Origin of the sequence: Ruoffia sp. FAM 26255 (assembly GCF_045528525.1) — a bacterium.
GTDB lineage: Bacteria > Bacillota > Bacilli > Lactobacillales > Aerococcaceae > Ruoffia > Ruoffia tabacinasalis.
This window is the reverse complement of sequence record NZ_JBGQQX010000021.1, coordinates 1-20,430: the sequence shown is the minus strand read 5'-3', so window position 1 is coordinate 20,430 and position 20,430 is coordinate 1. Positions and strand designations below refer to the sequence as shown.

Genomic DNA, 20,430 nt, shown 5'->3' with positions numbered 1-20,430 from the left:
CCTTTAGTGTAAATGTTGAACTTCCTTCACAAAAAGTGAACTGATTAACTCGCGTATCTCTTCTAAAGTACCATTTTCATAAATGACTGTATTAATATCACTTTCAATAATTGATGAACTAATTAAACCTAATAATTGTTGTTGATAAACTGTCATCTTTTCAGGAGCAATCATCAATAACATGCGTTTTAACTGAATTTCTTGCCCATCCATCCCAACAAGAGCAAATGACCTATCTAATTCATAAATACTGAAGTAAGGCTGCTTCACCCAATGATTCGAACTATGGAACAAGGCAACACTTGATTTAGGAATCCCAATCGGTGCTTTTAAGTAACGTTCATTCACTTTACGGCTCACTTTAGCTGCATCTTCAATAATGTCTGAATCCAACTCTTTAATTATTGCCTTTAAGGTTAACTCTACCGTCGCCTCCGCCTCAATTTGGGTTAGATCAAGCTGATCTAAAATGTATTTTGCATCCGCTAAATAATCGTACAATTGATCAAAAGACAAATTTGTATGCTGTGTTATCTGGCTCTTGCTATTATCGTCAACTTGAATGCTTGCATGAATATCTTGACGAATCGCCGCGATTTCTTTATCAGTTAGAAGTGGTGATATGACACGGTAATCCCGGTCCATCCCGGATAAATAAATTGTCGACAAAATCAATTGATACTTAGAAAAATCGACTAATTGGAGTCTTGATAATTGAATCACTGTTACCGAATTAATTTCAGGTAAGTAGCGTTTTAATCTACTTTCTAAAATTTTCCCGGTACCAACCCCACTTGAAGAAACAACAATCGCATTCACTTCGCGTTGAATGCTTGGATGCCTTTCTAAGCTCGTTGCGAAATGTATCACAACATAAGCTTTCTCATCATTCGTCAGTTCATGACCTGTGAAGACTTCTTCCCAAGCCATATCTAATGCCACAGCGAGATTTGGATATTCTTCATTGATTCGCTTCAAGACAGGAGTATCTAATTTGTAATCGAGTAGGACCGGTCGTTTTAAAGTGGCTTGAATATGTGCCACTAAGTCATAAAATAGACTATCATCATATCGGAAATCATTCCCCGTATGTTCAGTCACTAAACGAATTAACTCTTTCACTTGATACGTTAATTGCGAATCAAAGGTTTCAAAAAAGATACTTTGACTGGTCTTATAATTTAAACCTTCAAGCTGTAGAGCAATAAAATGTCGTTCATCCAAATCAATGGCTAGGGCCATTTCTGAAGAAATATAACCTAATATCTCATGCGACAAATAAATAATATCTTGAGAAATCGCTTTGGCTGGAATGGCTTCATTAATTGGATGTCCCGTTTGAATTCGGTCAATCGTCAAAGCTAAGATGATAATCACATGTTGGAGTTGATTGTCAGTTACTTTACTAAATTGTTGGCTCGAATCATGATTAATAGCTTCATTTACAAAGCACAAAGATTCTGGCGTCAAACAAGACAGAAAGTAATCATTAAACTGATTTTCAGAATCTTCTTTTAAAGTGTTTAAATACTTGAAAAAATCATAATCCTCAACGCTACCATAAATGAGTTGACTCGCAATCTCGCGTCGTTTGCGTTCGCTCGCAATGACCGTGAGCCCTTGAAATTTAACCCGGTCAATATACACACCGAAGCGTTCAAGTTCCTCTTCAACATCATCTAAATCGCTTTGAACCGTACTTGGACTCACACGTAACTCATCTGCTAAAGTTTCCATTGTTAAGCTCTCACTTAGTAAAAGTCTTAATGACAACGCCCGTTGACGTTCTTGAATCGTCATTTCGCTTGGCTGGGCCTCTTCAATCTGTCGTCCTAGTGAATGGATTTTCTCTTCATCGCCTTCTAATTGGTAACCCATGCCTCTTTGATTAATAATAGAAACGTTAGAATGGGCCAAAGTTTCTTCCAGACTCGATAGTTCACGATACACAGTCCGACGGCTTACGTCTAATAGGTCAGTCAATTCTTTTACTTTGACACCACTCGGTGCGTTCAGCAAAATTGACACTATGTGTCTTTCTCGATCTGTTAAGAACATTTTACCCCTCCTAACGTTAGTTGTGTTTATTTAAAATATTCAATTAACTGATTGTAATGACTTTCATTTAATAGTTTATCATAAGTGTCGACCATCACGTTAGCATATTGCTGACGAACTTTTTCGCCCACTTCTGGTGTCGCAATTACTAAGTTTGAACTATCATTGCTTAAGTCATTAATATCTTTTGCTTCAACCGGAACATTGATGCCATTTTTCGTAAATTGATTACGTAATTGTGACGCTGCCATTGTACTTGCCCCAACTTTTCCGTCATAGGCAACAAATACTTGCTTCACTGCACTATAATCAATCGGTCCAACTGAAGTCGCTGCTGTTTCTGGCTCGCTAGCCATAACCGGTTCGCTAGTTGCCACTGGCTCATCTGATTTTTTGTACATATCATTTAAAATCTCATCGTAACGATCGCCATCTAAGAAGTTCTCAACTGATAAGTGAGTCGATGATGGTGATTGTTTGCGCGCACGATTTGTTAATTCTTCTTGAGTAATGACTAAAGCTTTCGAATCATCTTTTAAGTTATTAATCGCTGAATTCGTTACTTTAATATCAATTCCTTGAGATTTCACTTTCTTACGAAGTAATGAAGCTCCCATAGCACTTGACCCCATTCCGGCATCACAAGCGAAGATAATTTGGTCAATCTCTTCAAAGGCTGGTGCAGAATCTGATAATGCTTCTACATCTGTACTTTGACCTTTTGAAGATGCCTTTGCTGCTTGAGTCGCTGCTACTTGTTCTTCAAATGTATCATCGACACCGGCTTTACGATCTGATTTAATAATCACACCTGCAATTAAGAATGACACAATTGCTGAAGCTATCACACCTGCATAAACGCCTAAGTGACTACCTTGAGCAGTCATCGCTGTAATCGCAACAATTGAACCTGGTGACGCTGCACCTGTAAGACCAACATCAAATAGAGAGAATACGAATGTCCCTGTCATACCCCCAGCAATGACTGCTAAGAATAATAATGGTTTCATCATAACGTATGGGAAATAAATTTCGTGAATCCCACCTAAGAAATGAATAATCGCTGCACCCGGTGCTGAACCTTTTGCAGATCCTTTACCAAGGAACATGAAAGCAAGTAGTACCCCTAAACCTGGTCCAGGGTTAGTTTCTAATAGATATAGAATTGATTTTCCTGCTTCAGCTACTTGCTCAGAACCAAGAGGTGTAAAGATACCGTGGTTCAACGCATTATTTAAGAATAAAACTTTCGCTGGTTCGATAAGAATATTTGCTAATGGTAGTAAGCCTGCTTGAACTAAGGCTTCTACCCCAACACCAATCATTGACGTTAAACTAGCAACAACTGGTCCAACAACCACAAAAGCAATTAATGCTAATGCAAATCCAATTAAACCAGATGAGAAGTTATTGACTAACATCTCAAAACCAGATGGAATCTTATCTTGGTATCTCTCATCAAATTTCTTGATTAACCAACCACCTAAAGGTCCCATCACCATTGCACCAATAAACATCGTTACATCTGACCCAACAATCGCACCTACTGTTGCAATCGCACCTACGACCGCTCCGCGATCACCATGTACCATCTTACCTCCAGTGTACCCAATTAAGATTGGAAGTAAGTAACTTAACATTGGCCCAACTATCCCAGCAAAATCTTCATTCGGGAAATATCCATCCGGAATGAATAGGGCTGTTAAAACACCCCACGCAATAAACGCTCCAATATTTGGCATAACCATACTACTTAAGTAACTACCGAGTTTCTGGACTTTTGCTTTCAGCCCTGCATTATTTTTTGTATTATCCACAACGACGCCTCCTTAATTTAATTTGTATTCAATTATTATAATATAGACTTTTTGGTAACGCTTCAATAGCAAGCAACTAGGAACTTTGGCACACTTCTTTGTGACAATGACACACTCTATATAAAATGACACAAAAAAGTCAAACTCTCACGAGCTTGACTTCTAAAGTTTAAGACGGATTATTATGTTTTCTTTTGCGTAAAGTCACAAAGTAAGTAGCCAATGATACAATGACAAAAATCACGATAAAGGCTAATGTAATCGACGCTCCTGGCGGTGTATCGTATTCATAACTCGCAAATATCCCGGCAAATATCCCAATTAAATTAATGATAATACCTATAACAATCGTCTTCCCAAAACTATCCGATATTTTAATAGCAGTTGCAGATGGGATAACGACTAATGCTGAAACAAGTAATGCACCAACAATTGGCATCATAATACTAATCGCAACCCCTGTAAATACCGAAAAAATAATTGAAATGAATCGAACTGGCAGTTCACTAGTATATGCAGTCGCCTCATCATAACTCATCACATATAGTGTTCTTCTAAAGATTAGATAGAAGATAACAATAGTGACTGAGAGTCCAACTAGAATTTTCACTTCACTTGGTGAGATCAATAAGATTGAACCAAATAAGTATTGATCAATTTGGAAATTACCTGAGTTTGAGTTCAAACTTACCAATACTAAGGCTATCGCTATTCCAGCTGACATCATAATTGCAACGGAAATCTCTGAGAAGGTATTGTAAATTGTTCTCAAGTACTCAATGATAATTGATGCACCGACAACAAATAATAAAGTAGAAAGTGTTGGATCTACTTGAAGGAACATCCCTAAGGCTACTCCTGCTAAGGAAATATGTGATAAAGTATCGGCTAATAATGACTGTCTGCGTAAAATTAATAATAAGCCAATAATCGGTGTAATAAAGGAAATCGCAACACCCGCAACTAATGCGCGTTGGATGAAGTCATACTGAAGCAACTCCATGGTGTTCCCCCCTCTCTGACAAGTCGAATCTCACGGTCAAAAAAGCCATCCAGTTCATTATCCGCATGTGTTACCATTAGGATCGCTTTCCCATGAACTTTAGATGTATGACGTAATAATTTATAAAAAGATTTTCTTGAAGCAAGATCCATCCCAGTTGTTGGCTCATCGAGTACAAAAAAGTCTGGATCCATCGCAAATGTACGAGCCAAATTAATTCGTTGCTTTTGACCGCCAGATAATTCCCCAACTTTACGACCTCTTAAATGATCCATCCCGACGGATTTCAACGCTCGGTCTACATATTCATAATCTGTGGCATCGAGTTTTTTGAACCAACGTCCTTTAGGGTAACGACCTGATTCAACTAATTTTTGAACGGTACTGGGAAAACCAGCATTGAAGGACGTCACATTTTGTGGGACATATCCTATAGATAACTTCTCTCCAAATTGGTTTAGTTTTGAATAGATGACTCGACCAGTGGCTGGGTTTAACAAACCGAGGATATTTTTAATTAAAGTTGATTTTGCTGCACCATTTTCCCCAGTTAAGATGACAAATTCTCCGGGTTCAATTGTAAAGTTAATACTGTCTAGCACTTTTTCGTCATCATAGTAAAATGATAAGTCATGCACTTCTAATAGAGACATAATGTTACACCTTTCTAGTTGTACGTTTTATTTCGTTAATTGAGCTAAGTTCTCTCTCATTATACTGAAATAATCCTCACCTTGCTCAATTTCTTCTTCTGTAATGAATTCCAATGTTCTTAATGGTCGTAACTCTGCACCGGTTGCTTGGCTCACTGTTTCTGAAATAGTCGTTGATGTCGTCGGGTCAATATAAATAACTTGAACGTTTCTTTCGTTCACTACTTTGGTCATTTCAGCTAACTTTTTAGCACTCGGTTCGGCATTATTTGCTAAGCCACTAATGGCTAATTGTTCTAAATCATAAGCGTGAGCTAAGTATCCGAAAGCCTCATGTTGAACGACAATTGTTCTGTTCTTCAAATCAGCTAAACCAGTTTCAAATGCTTCATTCAATGCTGTTAATTCTTCAGATAGTTTTTCGGCATTCTCAGTATAAGTTGCTTTATTCGCTGGATCGAGTTGAATTAAGGCATTTTTGACATTCTCTGCCTGCTGAGAGTAAAAGTTTGGATCTAACCACGTATGCGGATCAAACTCATGCGAATGACCTTCTTCGTGTTCATGGTCATGTTCGTGGTCGTGTTCCTCTTCATGGCCTTCCTCATGCTCATCCTCTTCTTCATGGTTATGGTCACCTGATAATAATTCGATGCCTTCCGTTGATTCAAGCACTTGCGTTGCCTCTTGATCAACAATACTTAATAAATCACTGACAAAAAACTCCATCTCATCATCTTGATAGATGAATAAATCCGCCTCTTGAACAGCAACAGCATCTTTAGCCGTAGATTCATACGAATGCGCATCTTGTCCACTTTCTAAAAGCATCTCGACGTTGACAGCCTCTCCACCAATTCGACTTGCTAAGTAATACACTGGATAAAATGTTGTCATTACCGTCTTTTTGTCTTGGGCATGAACGCTAACTCCAGGTACGATTAAAGCAAAAGCAACAACAAATAAAATAAATTTCTTGAATAATTTCATAATGATTAACCTCTCTTAAATGTAATGGTTACTATTTAGACTTTCACTATGTTACTCCCGAAGTTTACAAAAGTCAAGACTATTAAACATGACAATTTAATCATATGAAAAAGCACACAATTATATACCTTACTCTTCGTATTTATTGTTTGACGGTGTTATTATATATAAAAGGATTAAGTGTGTTAAAAAAATAGTCTGAATAATTCACATATATTTCAATATACAACTAGAGACCTATGAAAAATGCATTCAAGTCACGTATATTTAATTAGAAATGATCGCATAGCCAATCATGCGAATGAGAGGATAAGAAAATGAAAAATTCGCTAGTATTAGAAGTGAACAATGTATCTAAACAATACGGAAAACAACAAGCGTTAGACCACTTTAATTTAAAAGTGAACAAAGGTGAAATCGTAGGTGTCGCGGGTCCCAATGGTGCTGGAAAAACAACTTTATTTCGAATCATTACCGGGATGACTCCCGTTTATGATGGGGACTTAAAGTTATTTGGTTCCTTAGATGCGACCGGTTTAAGGGAAAATCGCAAGTATTTAGGGACGATTATTGAAGACCCTGCCTTCTTTCCGGAAATGTCCGCTAAACAAAATTTAGAGTTCTATCGGATTCAAAGAGGCGTTAAAGATAAGAACCGCATCGACGAACTATTAACACTTGTCGGCTTGGCCGATGTTGGAAACAAGAAATTTAAAGGTTTCTCATTAGGTATGAAGCAACGTTTAGCCATTGCTTTAGCTTTAATTCATGAACCTGAACTGCTTGTTTTTGATGAACCAACCAATGGTCTCGACCCCGCAGGTATTATTCAAGTGAGAAAGTTACTGCAAAAATTAGCTAAAGAAACACATTTAACTATTCTTGTCTCATCCCATATTCTTTCGGAGTTAGAAAATTTAGCAACCCGCTTTGTAATCGTAAACCATGGTAAGAAAATCGATGAGTTTACTAAAGAAGAATTACAAGAACGTCTGCAAAGTTACTTTAAGATTAAAGTAGATAATACTGACTTAGCTAGCCAGCTACTTGAAACACAGTTAAATACAACTGAATTTGAAGTAACAGCTGACGGCGTGATCCATGTATTTGACGCTAATATTGAAGCTAGCGATATCGCTGATACGTTAGTGAAGAACAATCTGAAACTTTCTCATTTATCGCGTAAATCTCATAATCTTGAAGAGATGTTTATTAATTTAACTGAGGAGGCGCATTCTAATGATGAGATTATTTAAAGCTGAATTATACCAACTTTCAACCCGTCTTGCACCAAAAATTTGGTTACTTGTTGGTTTATTACTGGGTGCAGCCATTCCAATAATTTTCTATCTCGGCACTTGGTTAGAAGAAGGCGTTCGCCCGATTATTCAAGTCCTACCGGCAGAGTCTTTAATTTACTTTGCCTTTATCCCATTAATGACAAGTACCGCTATTTTCCTATTAATTGGTCTAGGCAATACGGCTTATCACGACGAAACGAGAAACCGTACTTTAATTAATACAGTGAGTACAGGACACTCCCGAGTGAAGATTTATTTAACTAAATACTTGAGTAGTCTATTCTTAGCCTTTTGCTTTTTATTTATAGCTATCTCTGGATTTGCGATTGCCGGTTCTATGATTTTCAATGGAGGAATCTCGATTTATTATGAGATTTTATTTATGGAAACAGTTTTAAGTTACTTACCTATTTGGTTAATGTACTTGGCACTTTTTCAAATCATATATTTCTTCTCAACGAGCAATGCTTTAATGAATTTAACGATATTAGGTATCATTGCTCTGCCTTTAATCTTACAACTCTTGTCACTGCGCTTTGAGTTTATCGAAATGATTGAACCTTACATCTTTACCCAATTAAGTCCAGATAATCCAATCATGATTCAAGGGGTTGATTTCACACCATGGTTAGCCTTGATCTATTTTGCTATCTTTATGTTCATCGGAATCAGTCTATTCAAACGACGTGAAATAAAATAGAAAAACACGAGCTACTTCGGATTAATTTCCGGTGTGGCTCGTGTTTTTTTCGTTGCAATGATATGACTCTTCCCTGTCAGGAACGACTAAGAACAAGACATATAGAATGCCTAACATTAATAAAGCTAAGATTATTTTTACAAACATGATTGGTGCGAAATAAATTGATATACCCATTAAAATCACGATATTAACAAGCATTTTGTATTTCTTTTTTCGTGGAATAGATTTTGTTTCAACGTAATCTGATACGTAAAACTGGTACATTTTTGTTTGTTGCAACCAGTTCGTAAAACGTTCAGAGCTTCGTGCAAAAAAGAAACCAGCTAATAATAAAAAGGGAGTCGTCGGCAACACAGGTAAGATAGTCCCAATAAATCCTATCGCAAATGTAATAAACCCGCATATAATGTAAATATATTTTTTAATCAATTTATATCCCCCCTTTTTTATTATTTTAAGATGGTATCATTGTACACTTAATCACAAACTATTTCAAAGATTCTTTTGAATTTATATAAAAAAGTGATTGTGTCCAAAATATTGGAAACAATCACTTTGATTCAACGCTTACAGATTTAAAAATGAACCTAACCATTCAGGTAAATAATTTTCCTTAATATCTTTAGGTAGGTTTTCGTAAACAACGTCGAGTTGTTCGGATAAATTTTTGTTCATTATTTGTTGAATTTCTTTAATCTTCATATCGCGGCCATTAATTTCAGCAATCGCAATTTGACGTAGAACTTCAATATAACTGAAGGCTAGAGCAACAGTTAATACGCTTGCAGTTGTCCCAGAGATCATCCCACCAGCAACTGTTCCAATCCCTGGAATAAGTTTAAAAGCTGATGACACGAGGATCTTACCGAAGTAAGTCACCCCACCGGTTCCGCCAATTCCTGCAATAATTGACACGATTTGTGCTTTGTCTAATGACATGCCAAATATAGACGTAATGTGCGCTAACATTGTGATTTGCATGGGTACAAGAAGCGTGGCATCTGAAATCGGAATCGATGAAAAACCGACCCCAAAAGCAGAAGCTACATACTTATTCGCCCAACGCCTAGCGTGTTCCACTTTAATGTTCAAATCTATTTGTTGGGCGTTGATAAAAGCCTTGTGTACCTCTGTTGGCACCACTTCAAGTGTTGTATCAATTAATCCTTGTAATCCATAGGCAGGAATTCTTTGTTCGCCTCGAATCAAATACGTTTTCGCTAATAGTGGAATAGTTGACTGAACTGGCAAATCGAGTTCGTTTAAATATTTCTCAAAGTCACTATTCTTCTCACCAATTGACTGCGTCATGATTAATAATACAGGTACATGTTCAGCCATCGCTTCAATTAACTCAATTTCAAAAGGTTCAATCCGGGCCATTGTACTGTTAATACAGTAGTAAACTATATCGATGGCCTCATGAGATCCTTTTTCTTTTTGGCTTTTAATTAAATTTGAAAGTGATAGTAACACTTCATGCTGCGCTTCTGGATTAAGCTCTAATCCTTTTGTGTCATACAAAGTCAGTGGGACACCTTCTTTAGTAATTTTCTCAACGTGTTGAGTAATCGGTTGTCCAACACCGGTTTCTGCTAATTTTTCTCGGAAGACAGCATTTATTAAAGTACTTTTACCACTTCCTGTTTTCCCAGCAACTAAGATGTTAATGGGTTCAATGCGGTCCACTTCTTGCTGAGTCTTCTCGATTAAATTATTTGCGACATCTCGATTCGCTTTTCTTTGCGTGATTTTATTCCATAAGCTCACAATCTACCATCCCTTTCAAATCATTCTTATCTTCTGCGGTTCGATATTAGAATGAGTCGTATTAACTGAAGCGCCGTACTTAACGTCGCTGCAATATATGTGAAAGCCGCTGCGTCTAAAACTTTTTTCGCTGCAGGCACTTCTTCGTTTACAAATATTCCTGTATCCCCTAGAATCGCTAGGGCTCTTTTACTTGCATCAAACTCCACGGGTAAAGTGACTAATTGGAAAACGACCACTAAACCAAAAGCTAGAATCCCAATATTAACTAAACCAGTAAATTGAAATAATAAACCGATTAAAATCAAAGGCATCGCGATCGATGACCCAATTTGAACGACCGGTGCAATCGCACTTCTTACTTTTAAGAAGGCATATTCTTTTTGATCTTGAATCGCGTGTCCAACCTCATGGGCTGCTACGGCTACTGCAGCAACTGAAGTTTGACTATAAGTTGCTTCTGATAATCGCAACACTTTATTTCTAGGGTCATAGTGGTCAGTTAAACGTCCTCTAACTTGTTCCACTTTTACATTAGATATTCCGGCTGTTTGCAAGATATGCTCTGCTGCTTGCTTTCCTGTAATTCTTTTTTCTGTCTCTAATTGATCATATTTATTGAATGTTGATTGCACGCGATTTTGTGCAAACATAACAATTCCCATTCCGATAAGGACTAAAATATAAGTCCAATCCATATAAACTCCTCCTTAGTTGAAATCACAATAATTATACCATATATACCATTATTCTTTGCATCCGACAACTTGTAATGATTATATAATGCTGACATTAATTTAAGATGAATAAAAAATAACCGAAACGCTCTGAACGTTTCGGTTTGTAGATTAGCGTATATTTATTATCGCATAATTTGGTGTTTTGGCATCCAACTTAAGGCGGATATTAATTTTCTTCAGCAGGTAAAACTAAGTTTAAGATAATTCCAACAACCGCACTTAAAGCTGTTCCTGAAATAACTAAGGCTGAACCTACTTCAAGAACTGCCCCACCTAAACCAATAACTAACATCGCACTTGCGATAATTAGGTTACGTGATTGGTTGAAGTCTGTTCTATTACTGATTAAAACTTTTAACCCATTACTTGCGATAACCCCGTAAAGTAGGATGGACATTCCACCTAAAACTGATTGAGGAATTGTCGAAATTAGAGCCGTAAATTTACCTAAGAAACTGATGATAATTGCAATAATAGCAGCGTTACGAATGACTGATATACTCGCAACTTTTGTCATACCAATAACTCCAGTATTTTCCCCGTAAGTTGTATTGGCTGGTCCTCCAATAAAGGCTGAGAATAAAGAGGCAATTCCGTCTCCGGCTAAAGTTCTGTCTAAACCAGGTTTTTTAATATAATCATGCCCTGTAATTTCCCCAAGAACCATCACATCTCCCATATGCTCCGCAATTGTTACAAACGCAATTGGAATAATCGCTAATGCTTCAGCACCAAAGTAGAAGTTATATCGATCTGGACTGTTTCCAAAAGGCAGGCGAATATCTGGTAACGCGAACCAACTTGCTTCTTGAACTGGTGTTAAATCTACAATCCCTAGTAAAATCGCCACAATATAACCCACAATAATTGCAATTAAGAATGGAATTACTTTCGCAAAACCTTTTCCTTTAAATGTAACAAAGACAGCTACAGAAAATGTCACCACTGCCGTTAGAATTTGACGCCAATCTCCACCTGCAACAAATCCAGCATTTTGAACTGCAGTTGCTGATAAACCTAATCCGATAACAACAATCATTGGTCCAATAACGATTGGTGGAAATAATTTATTAATCCAGCCGCTTCCGATTTTATGTATGATAAATGCAACAACAATGTAGACAAGTCCTACTAACATAATTCCAGTTTGAGCCGCATCAATACTTCCGCCCATTTGATCAATCGCAAAAGACATCGCTGTAATATAAGCAAATGATGAACCTAAGTATACCGGTACTTTAAATTGAGTCACAACCATATAGAGAAGTGTTCCAACCCCACTTGCTAAAAGTGCCGTTGACACTGGCAAGCCTAATACTAATGGCACCAAAATTGTCGCACCAAACATCGCAAACACATGTTGGAAACTTAATAATAAACCAGGTATTAAAAATGGCTTCTCATGTACATCTAACAACATTCTTTTTTCTTTTCCTGAATTTTCCATATAAACAGCTCCTTTTTGTTTAGGTTCATTTTGGACAAAATAAAATAGCCCTTTGCAATAACAGGGCTTTAAAGAAGTTCATATGTAAATCGATGGCCTGCTCATCGCAAAACCCTCTATAAAATGAAGTCTTTAGTAACCTCTCTGGATTACTTTAAAAGTCCCTTTAACCTGTCAAAATTTTACCATGTATATGGAATATTGCAATAGGAAATGTAGGATTTATTGAATATAAATTTATGAAAGGATGTTGATGGGGGTGTTGGGTGTTGACATGGGGTGTTGACATGGGGTGTTGACATGGGTTGTTGGATGGTTAATGGGACGGGTCATTTGGTGACAGGGGAAATTGGACGGTTAACAGGACAGGTCAACACATGACAGGGGAAATTGGACAGCTAACTGGACACGTCACCTCATGACAGGGGAAATTGGACAGCTAACTGGACACGTCACCTCATGACAGGGGAAATTGGACAGTTAGCAGGACAGGTCATCTCATGACACGGGAAATTAAACACCTAACGGGACAGGTCAACACATGACATGTCCTATTAACCCACTCCCACCTCCAAACCCATCACAAAAACCGGCCAGCAGTCACAATTTGCAGACTGCTGGCCGATGTATTGGAATATGTTTCTAATTAAGATAATAACATTGCATCAGATGCTAATGTTTCACCTGATTCTTGACGGAAGAGCTCCATTAAACGATCAATCGTTAAGTTTTTCTTCTCTTCTCCGCTCACATCAAGGATTATTCTACCTTGGTGGAGCATAATCAGTCGGTTACCGTATTTTACCGCATCATTCATATTATGGGTAATCATTAATGCAGTTAATTGTTGTTCGCTCACAATTCTATCTGTTAATCTGAGAACCATTTCACTTGTCTTAGGGTCTAGAGCTGCCGTATGCTCATCAAGTAGTAATACTTGTGGCTTACGTAATGTTGCCATTAATAGCGTTAGCGCTTGGCGTTGTCCACCAGATAAGTAAGCAACGTCCGTAGTTAAACGGTCTTCTAGTCCTAAATCTAATATCTTCAAGCGTTCGATCATTTGTTGGCGATCCGCTTCTTTGACACCTTTACGAAGGCCACGTTTTAAACCACGGCGATTTGCTAGCGCCATATTTTCCTGGATCGTTAAACGCGCGGCTGTTCCCATCTTAGTATCTTGGAACACGTACCCAATTGAGTCTGCACGTTTGTTCATCGGAAGGCGTGTCACGTCTTCGTAATTGATTTTAATTGATCCTTCATCAGGTGTCAGTGAACCATTAATTGTATTGAGTAAAGTTGATTTACCAGCACCGTTACCACCAATAACCGTTACGAAATCACCATCATAAAGTGTTAAATCAATGCCTTTTAGAACGTGATTCTCATTCACTGTTCCACGTTCGAATGATTTTTGAATCCCTGATAGTTCTAATTTAATTTTTCTTTCTTCAGTCATTATTTCGCACCTCCGCTCACTGCGCTCTTTTTCCGTCTACCGAATTGTCTTTGAATTTGAGGGAAATACAATACAAATCCAAGTAAGATAGCAGAGAATAGACGTAAGTCAGTTGGACGAATATCAATCCATGGTTGGTTTAAAATAAAGTCAATAATTAAGCGGTAAATGAAACTACCTAAAATGATCGAAGTTAAACGGAAACCAATTGATTGGTTAGGAATTACCACTTCAGCAATAATGACTGAGGCCAGTCCAATAACAATGGTACCAATACCCATACTTAGATCGGCAAAGCCGTCTTTTTGTGCTACCATTGCTCCACTTAAGGCAATCAACCCGTTACCAATAATATAGCCTAAAGTCTTCATAAGGTTTGTATTAATCCCGTTTGCTTCACTCATTCGTGGGTTATCCCCAGTTGCTCGAAGCGATAGGCCCATTTCAGTATGTAGAAACAGAACTAATAAAGTAATGATAATCGCTAGGATAATCAAGCCAAGAACCGTTACAGACATATTTTTACTGAAACCAAACATATCTTCCATAGGTGTGAAAATCGTTTCTTGACCCAGTAAAGCTAAGTTTGAACGTCCACCCATGACTTGGAAGTTAACCGAATATAAACCTGTTTGAAGTAAAATACCCGTTAATAGTGGTGGGATATGAAGTTTTGTGTGTATCCAACCTGCGAGTAAACCACCGGCTGCCCCACCTGCGAAAGCTGCTGCAGTTGCGAAAATGGGATTAAGACCATTTGTAATTAAAATGGCTGCGATGGCGCCCCCTAAGGGGAACACTCCTTCGGCTGATAAATCTGCGATATCAAGTAATCTGAAGGTAATGTATACCCCAATAGCCATGACTGCCCATACAACCCCTTGGCTAAAACTTGATGAAATAACATCTAGAATCATAAGTTAAACATACTCCTTTAATAATTTTTAAAAATCTTTAATATCTTACCATATTTTAATGAATAAGGACTAATCTATTTGAATTGAACTTGCATCAATATTCACCGCTTCTGCGAATTCTTCATTGACAATTAACTCAAAGTTATTACCAACTTCAACTGGCATATCAGCTGGCGATAAATCTTCATCTAACATACGCTTAACCATGTCAGCTGTTTGAACACCATAGTCGAAGTAAGAGTTTGAAATCGTTGCTAAGCCATTGGCATTAATTGTTGAGTCAGATGAGCCAATTAATGCTAAACCTGCTTCTTTCCCAATATCACCTACAAGTGAGATTGAACTATCAATCGTATTATCAGTTACTAATAAGATAGCATCGGACTCATTAACTAAAGCAGTCATCACTTGCGCAATATCATTCGTGTTCGTTACTGATTGGACAATATGATTTAGTCCTTTTTCTTCGATAACTTCTGTCGCAATATCAACTTGATGTTGTGCGTTGACTTCACTTGAATTATAAATTGTTCCGATGTTTTGTGCATCAGGGACAACTTGTAGTAATAAATCCACGTGATCGGCAATTGGGCCTAAGTTTGTCGTTCCAGTTAAATTACGTCCGGGTGCTTCCATTGAATCAACTAACTTCGCTTCAACTGGTGCTGCCACTGCTGCAAAAAATATTGGTTTCTCCTCTTCAACAGTTGCTAAAGCTTGTGCAGCTGGTGTGGCAATCGCAAAGATAATATCATTATCACGCGCAACTTTTTCTGATAATGATTGCAATGTTGTCATATCGCCGTTCGCATTTTGTAAGTCCCACTCGACATTCCCATCTAATAGCTCATCAATACGATCTATAAAGCCGTCACGTGTGTCATCTAAAGCTTCATGACTGACGTGTTGTAAGATACCAATTTTAATTGGTTCATCTTGGGCTTTAACCGTTTGAGTTGCTGGAAAAATAGATACGAACGCTAAGGCAATGATTGTTACTAATTGAATTATTTTTTTCATTTTATATGCTCCTATTCAATCGTTGACGGATCGACACCGATGGCTTCAGCAAAATCTTCGTTCACTACAATTTGAAAATCTTTCCCTAATTCAATTTCCATTTCTCCAGGGTTTAAATCTTCATCCAACATGCGAATTACCATTTCTGCTGTTTGAACACCGTAGTCTTCATAAGAGTTTGATAATGTTGCTAGTCCGTTTGTTCTTACAACTGAATCAGATGACCCAATTGTTGGGATCCCTGCTTCTTTAGCAATATCTCCAACTAAAGTAATGGCACTATCAATCGTATTATCCGTTACCATAAACATCGCATCGACATTACCAACAAGTGCATTCATCACTTGTGATATATCGTTCGTACTAATCACTGTTTGAACATCCGTCGCTAAACCTTGTTCTTCAAGTAATTCAACGGCTACGCCCGCTTGAACTTGTGAGTTGACCTCACTTGAGTTGTAAATTAAACCAACTGTTTCAACATCTGGAAAATTACGTATTAATAAGTCGACTTGTTCTTCGATCGGCGCCATATCACTTGTTCCAGTAATGTTTCCTCCTGGAGCTTCGATAGAGTCTGCTAAACCAGCTTCAACTGGATCTGTTACTGCTGCAATAAAAATTGGCTTCTCTTGTTCAACTGCTGCTAAAGTTTGAGCAGCAGGCGTTGCGATGGCAAATAAAATATCATTGTCACGCGCAACTTTTTCACTTAATGATTGAAGACTCGATTGGTCACCACTGGCATTATTAATATCCCATTCAATACGGTCGCCATAAGCTGAATTGTCTAACGTCTCTTGAAAACCTTTCAGCACTGCATCTAAAGCTTCGTGCTCTACATATTGAACAACACCTATATTAATTGTTTCTTCTTGTGCTTGGACTGCTTGGCCACCTGCTAACATTGGAAGTAAAGCTAATACAACGGTAGTAATAATATTAATAAATTTAAATCGACTTTTCATTTTGAATTCTCCTTATCTTTTATTCGGAATCTTCAGAGCTCTCTTCTTCAGATTCTTCTGTATTTTCTTCATCTGATGTTTCTTCTGAACCTAAATCAATATTTGATAAATCTAGACCTAATGTTTCTGCATTTTCTTCATTAACAACTAATTCTAATGTATCTGCGGATTCAACTGGGATAATCTCACCAGATTCAATGATTTCTACTAGCATTCCCGCTGTTTGTTTACCTAATTCGTAATAATCTAAACCATATGTCGTTAACCCATTTGCTAAAGCCATATCCTTTGATCCACCGATAATTGGCAGCTCAGCTTCTAATGCTAAATCTCCAACTAGTGTCATTGCACTTGCAATTGTGTTATCTGTTACTGTGAAGACTGCATCTACGTCATCATTAACTAAACCACTCATGACTTGAGAGATGTCATTCGTTGAAGTCACTGTTGCTTCAACAACTTCAATGCCAGCTGCTTCAAGGGCTGCTGTTGCTTTTTCTGCTTCACTCATTGAGTTTGCTTCACCTGAGTTATAGATGATTCCAACACGTTCTGCGTCAGGAACAACTGCTTGGAGTAAAGCTACTTGGTCTTCAATTGGACCAGCATCGGTCGTACCTGTAATATTTGCTTCTGGCTCTTCTAAGTTTTCAACTAAACCTGCACCAACAGGGTCACTGACTGATGAGAATAATACGGGTTTCTTTTGTTCGACATTCGCAATAGCTTGAGCGGCTGGCGTTGCAATAGCGAAAATATAATCACTACTGTTCGTCACATTCTCACTCATTGATTGTAAGTTTGCTGTGTCTCCTGAGGCATTTAAATAATTTAAAGTTAGGTTTTCACCTTCAACATAACCGGCTTCTTCTAAGCCATCAATGAAACCTTGATAGTTTTGGTCTAATGATTCATGCTCTACAAATTGAAGGACACCTACGTTAATTTCTTCTTGATCTTGTGCTTGCGCAGACATTGGTGCTGCGATTGTACCTAATGCTAATAATGAAACTAAGGCTGTTTTTAAATATCGATACATAATTTATTCCTCCATTTTTTCTATTTTTTTATAACAAAAAACCCCTGTCAGATTTGATTAAAATCTAACAGGGGTAAAGAACTTCTCTTATCCTCTATATAGGTGAACCTCTTTGATACACCCGCTTTAGATTTTAATCTTTCGATTATTTATCTATGCGGGCATCATAATTGACAGCTCCTCATAGATACAAACGTTATCGTTTACGGTTTGTATCTATCGTTGTCAGATACAAACACTATCTAAAGTAGCTGTAAAAATATGCTGATAATTGTATGCAAAGATGTTTAGTCATCGAGAATGTTCCTTTCAGTACGTTTTTGTTGTATCTAATATAACTGACTCATTATTAAAAGTCAACATATATTCTATATTATTTTTAATCTTTTTATCATTTAATTCACACGATGCTCATCTGTCCCCGTTTTAATTACTTCTAAAGCTGAGTTTAATCCACCTTCAACTAAGTTTTGAACAGCAATATCTGTGTAATAAGCAATATGTGGCGTATAATGAATGTTTGGATGATTAAGAATTTGAAGGAAGACTTCATCTTCAATTACCTGGCCTTCCCAATTTTTTGGAATAAAAGGCCCTTCATCTTCATAGACATCTAAGGCAGCATTTTTAATTTGTCCACGATCAATCGCTTCAATTAAGTCTTGAGTCTTCACAATCTTACCGCGGGCTGCATTAATTAACGTTGTGCCCGGCTTCATCTGATTGAATAAATCATGGTTAAACTGATGATAATTGTCTTCAGTCAATGGCATGTGGATGGTCACAATATCAGCATCTTTGATCGCTGTTTGCAAGTCAGGTTGATAAACTACATGCTCTTTGAACTCTTCGTGTTCGACAATATCATACCCAACCACTTCAGCGCCAAAGCCATGTTTATATATTTTTGCGACTCTTGATCCAATTCGACCGACACCGATAACAGCTACTTTTAAGCTTTGAATCGAATGACTTCGAATGCTTGGCTCCCAGGTGAAGTTTTGTGACGCCACCCTTTGGTCGATTTCATCACTGTTTCGAATCAGACGCATGGCAGCGTAGACGGCAAACTCTGCGATTGATTCTGGAGAGTAACTTGGGACATTTGTAATGATGATATCATTGTCACTCGCTGCTTTTAAATCATACATTTCATAGCCGGCGCTTCTTTGAGCAATAACTGGAATTCCCAACTCTTTGAGCTTCGAGTAGACAGGCTCTACAATATCGGAAACTTGCATATTCGTTATCCCATCAAAGCCTTCTGCTAAGTGAACTGTCTCTGGCGTTATATATTCTGGTGTCATTTCGACATGAATCGAATGCGCCTTCGACCATTGCTCCATTACCTCTGCTTCTTCTGGTGTCACACCAAATGCGATGATTTTTGTCAAATGAATCTCTCCTTTTAATCTAAAAAAGCCCGTTCAGATTTAACTAAACGGACTTTCAAGTGATGTCGTTGAATCAATTTATGCACCGTTTATTCTTGTTGTCGCTAACCAAGATGGTATAAGATAAATTGTTAAATTCATATTACGCTATTATGTGACTCAAGTCAATTTATTTTTTAATTGAATTCTCATTTTAATTTAATTCTTCTTTGCTGTCGGTTAAATCACCTGAGTGTTCGAGACTAAAGCCGAGATTCATCTCCGGTTGATCATCTTCATATCCTAGGTAAACAATCCCAAAATCCTTCAACCTAGCAAATACCTCTCTAAATTCGCGTTCAAAGCGAGTAGAATTTACTTCTTCAGCAGCTACCCCAAGCGCCTCACAGCCTAAGCCTTTAGCAAGTAGTAGAGCTCGCGGAAGGTGGTAACCTTGAGTGACAATCACAACTTGATCCACACCAATCACTTCTTTTAATCGGTATAAACTTGCATGTGTGGAATAACCTGCATGATCTAAATAAATTTGCTCACTTGGCACCCCTTTGTCGACTAGATATTGTTTCATAACGCCGACCTCATTGTAGTATTGGTCCGCATGATCTCCACTCATAATCAGCGGATTATCTGGATTCTCCAAATGAATTTCATATGCTTTATCTAAACGATTCGCTAATATTTGACTCGGGTATTCATTATTTACAACGCCCGCTCCAAGTACAAGGATTGGCACATCATCATTCATAGTTTGATTTATTCCGTTCGCATCGACGACATTCGAACTTGTTGAGAGAATAACAAACAAGTTAATTCCAATCACAGCTAGGGCAGCTAATGAAACAACGGTTAAAAGAAACTTGCCCACGCTTTTTATAATAAACCAAATAAAATTAACAATAGTAACGATCGATATTCCCTCCCTTGAAATTTGACTGTTTAGTATATTACCAATCATTTTTAAGGGGTTCAATATATAACCGTTATATTTAATAAATAATTATACTTTAATAAATAATTATACTTTTTGATTTGTCAAATTAAGCTAGACAAAACTGCTTCATCTAAGTAACTCAAAAATACTTCCAACGGTGTTCGGTAGTGTAAGGATTTCCGTGGAATCGTGTTCCGTTTGTGTGCAATCGATGACA

Annotated in this window: 18 protein-coding genes and 1 pseudogene; 2 read left to right on the top strand and 17 right to left on the bottom strand. The window is 37.6% G+C overall.

The window, feature by feature from the left end; translation table 11 throughout:
* Positions 1–3: 3 nt before the first annotated feature.
* The 5 genes from ACEN31_RS05645 to ACEN31_RS05625 all read right to left on the bottom strand — a co-directional run bounded on the left by ACEN31_RS05645 (position 4) and on the right by ACEN31_RS05625 (position 6,521).
* Complete coding sequence (locus tag ACEN31_RS05645) at positions 4–2,058, bottom strand: HTH domain-containing protein (protein ID WP_407108888.1); 2,055 nt, start codon at positions 2,056–2,058, stop codon at positions 4–6.
* Between the two features lie 26 nt (positions 2,059–2,084).
* Entirely contained in the window at positions 2,085–3,875 is a 1,791-nt protein-coding gene (locus ACEN31_RS05640; protein WP_407108887.1) for a PTS mannitol transporter subunit IICBA, read from the bottom strand.
* Between the two features lie 169 nt (positions 3,876–4,044).
* The gene (locus ACEN31_RS05635; RefSeq protein WP_407108886.1) at positions 4,045–4,878 is read right to left on the bottom strand and encodes a metal ABC transporter permease; all 834 of its coding nucleotides are present in this window, start codon (positions 4,876–4,878) and stop codon (positions 4,045–4,047) included.
* Positions 4,839–5,531, bottom strand: a complete 693-nt coding sequence (locus ACEN31_RS05630; protein ID WP_407108885.1) for a metal ABC transporter ATP-binding protein — start codon at positions 5,529–5,531, stop codon at positions 4,839–4,841. Before ACEN31_RS05630 ends, ACEN31_RS05635 begins: the two co-directional genes overlap by 40 nt.
* Before the next feature lie 27 nt (positions 5,532–5,558).
* Positions 5,559–6,521 (bottom strand): metal ABC transporter solute-binding protein, Zn/Mn family, encoded by a 963-nt coding sequence (locus ACEN31_RS05625; RefSeq protein WP_407108884.1) that lies wholly within the window; start codon positions 6,519–6,521, stop codon positions 5,559–5,561.
* Between the two features lie 317 nt (positions 6,522–6,838).
* On the opposite strand from ACEN31_RS05625, the gene ACEN31_RS05620 reads away from it, so the two are divergent.
* Both ACEN31_RS05620 and ACEN31_RS05615 read left to right on the top strand, forming a co-directional pair.
* A complete protein-coding gene (locus ACEN31_RS05620) occupies positions 6,839–7,777 on the top strand; it encodes an ABC transporter ATP-binding protein (RefSeq protein WP_407108883.1) in 939 nt (312 codons plus the stop codon).
* Positions 7,761–8,522 (top strand): hypothetical protein, encoded by a 762-nt coding sequence (locus ACEN31_RS05615; RefSeq protein WP_407108882.1) that lies wholly within the window; start codon positions 7,761–7,763, stop codon positions 8,520–8,522. Before ACEN31_RS05620 ends, ACEN31_RS05615 begins: the two co-directional genes overlap by 17 nt.
* Positions 8,523–8,543: 21 nt before the next feature.
* Here ACEN31_RS05615 and ACEN31_RS05610 read toward each other — a convergent pair whose 3' ends face one another.
* From ACEN31_RS05610 to ACEN31_RS05555, 12 genes and pseudogenes are all read right to left on the bottom strand, one after another.
* Positions 8,544–8,951 (bottom strand): YbaN family protein, encoded by a 408-nt coding sequence (locus ACEN31_RS05610; RefSeq protein WP_197103959.1) that lies wholly within the window; start codon positions 8,949–8,951, stop codon positions 8,544–8,546.
* Positions 8,952–9,092: 141 nt separating this feature from the next.
* Entirely contained in the window at positions 9,093–10,295 is a 1,203-nt protein-coding gene (locus ACEN31_RS05605) for a YcjF family protein (RefSeq protein ID WP_407108881.1), read from the bottom strand.
* A gap of 26 nt (positions 10,296–10,321) precedes the next feature.
* Positions 10,322–10,993 carry a zinc metallopeptidase gene (locus tag ACEN31_RS05600; RefSeq protein WP_407108880.1) on the bottom strand — a complete coding sequence of 224 codons (672 nt, stop codon included), beginning with the start codon at positions 10,991–10,993 and terminating at the stop codon, positions 10,322–10,324.
* 208 nt (positions 10,994–11,201) lie between these two features.
* Positions 11,202–12,482 carry a uracil-xanthine permease family protein gene (locus ACEN31_RS05595; protein WP_407108879.1) on the bottom strand — a complete coding sequence of 427 codons (1,281 nt, stop codon included), beginning with the start codon at positions 12,480–12,482 and terminating at the stop codon, positions 11,202–11,204.
* 646 nt (positions 12,483–13,128) lie between these two features.
* Positions 13,129–13,944 carry an ABC transporter ATP-binding protein gene (locus tag ACEN31_RS05590; protein ID WP_197103871.1) on the bottom strand — a complete coding sequence of 272 codons (816 nt, stop codon included), beginning with the start codon at positions 13,942–13,944 and terminating at the stop codon, positions 13,129–13,131.
* Positions 13,944–14,861, bottom strand: coding sequence for an ABC transporter permease (locus ACEN31_RS05585; RefSeq protein ID WP_407108878.1), 918 nt, complete (start codon positions 14,859–14,861; stop codon positions 13,944–13,946). Before ACEN31_RS05585 ends, ACEN31_RS05590 begins: the two co-directional genes overlap by 1 nt.
* Before the next feature lie 69 nt (positions 14,862–14,930).
* Positions 14,931–15,881, bottom strand: a complete 951-nt coding sequence (locus ACEN31_RS05580; protein ID WP_407108877.1) for an ABC transporter substrate-binding protein — start codon at positions 15,879–15,881, stop codon at positions 14,931–14,933.
* Between the two features lie 11 nt (positions 15,882–15,892).
* Positions 15,893–16,849, bottom strand: coding sequence for an ABC transporter substrate-binding protein (locus ACEN31_RS05575; RefSeq protein WP_407090441.1), 957 nt, complete (start codon positions 16,847–16,849; stop codon positions 15,893–15,895).
* A 19-nt stretch (positions 16,850–16,868) separates the two neighbouring features.
* A complete protein-coding gene (locus tag ACEN31_RS05570; RefSeq protein ID WP_407108876.1) occupies positions 16,869–17,888 on the bottom strand; it encodes an ABC transporter substrate binding protein in 1,020 nt (339 codons plus the stop codon).
* A gap of 395 nt (positions 17,889–18,283) precedes the next feature.
* A complete protein-coding gene (locus tag ACEN31_RS05565) occupies positions 18,284–19,282 on the bottom strand; it encodes a D-2-hydroxyacid dehydrogenase (protein ID WP_407108875.1) in 999 nt (332 codons plus the stop codon).
* A 193-nt stretch (positions 19,283–19,475) separates the two neighbouring features.
* Positions 19,476–20,147: a vancomycin high temperature exclusion protein gene (locus ACEN31_RS05560; protein ID WP_407108874.1), complete on the bottom strand. Its 672-nt coding sequence runs from the start codon at positions 20,145–20,147 to the stop codon at positions 19,476–19,478.
* Positions 20,148–20,314: 167 nt separating this feature from the next.
* Positions 20,315–20,430 (bottom strand): annotated as a pseudogene (locus tag ACEN31_RS05555) (IS30 family transposase); the annotation flags it as partial.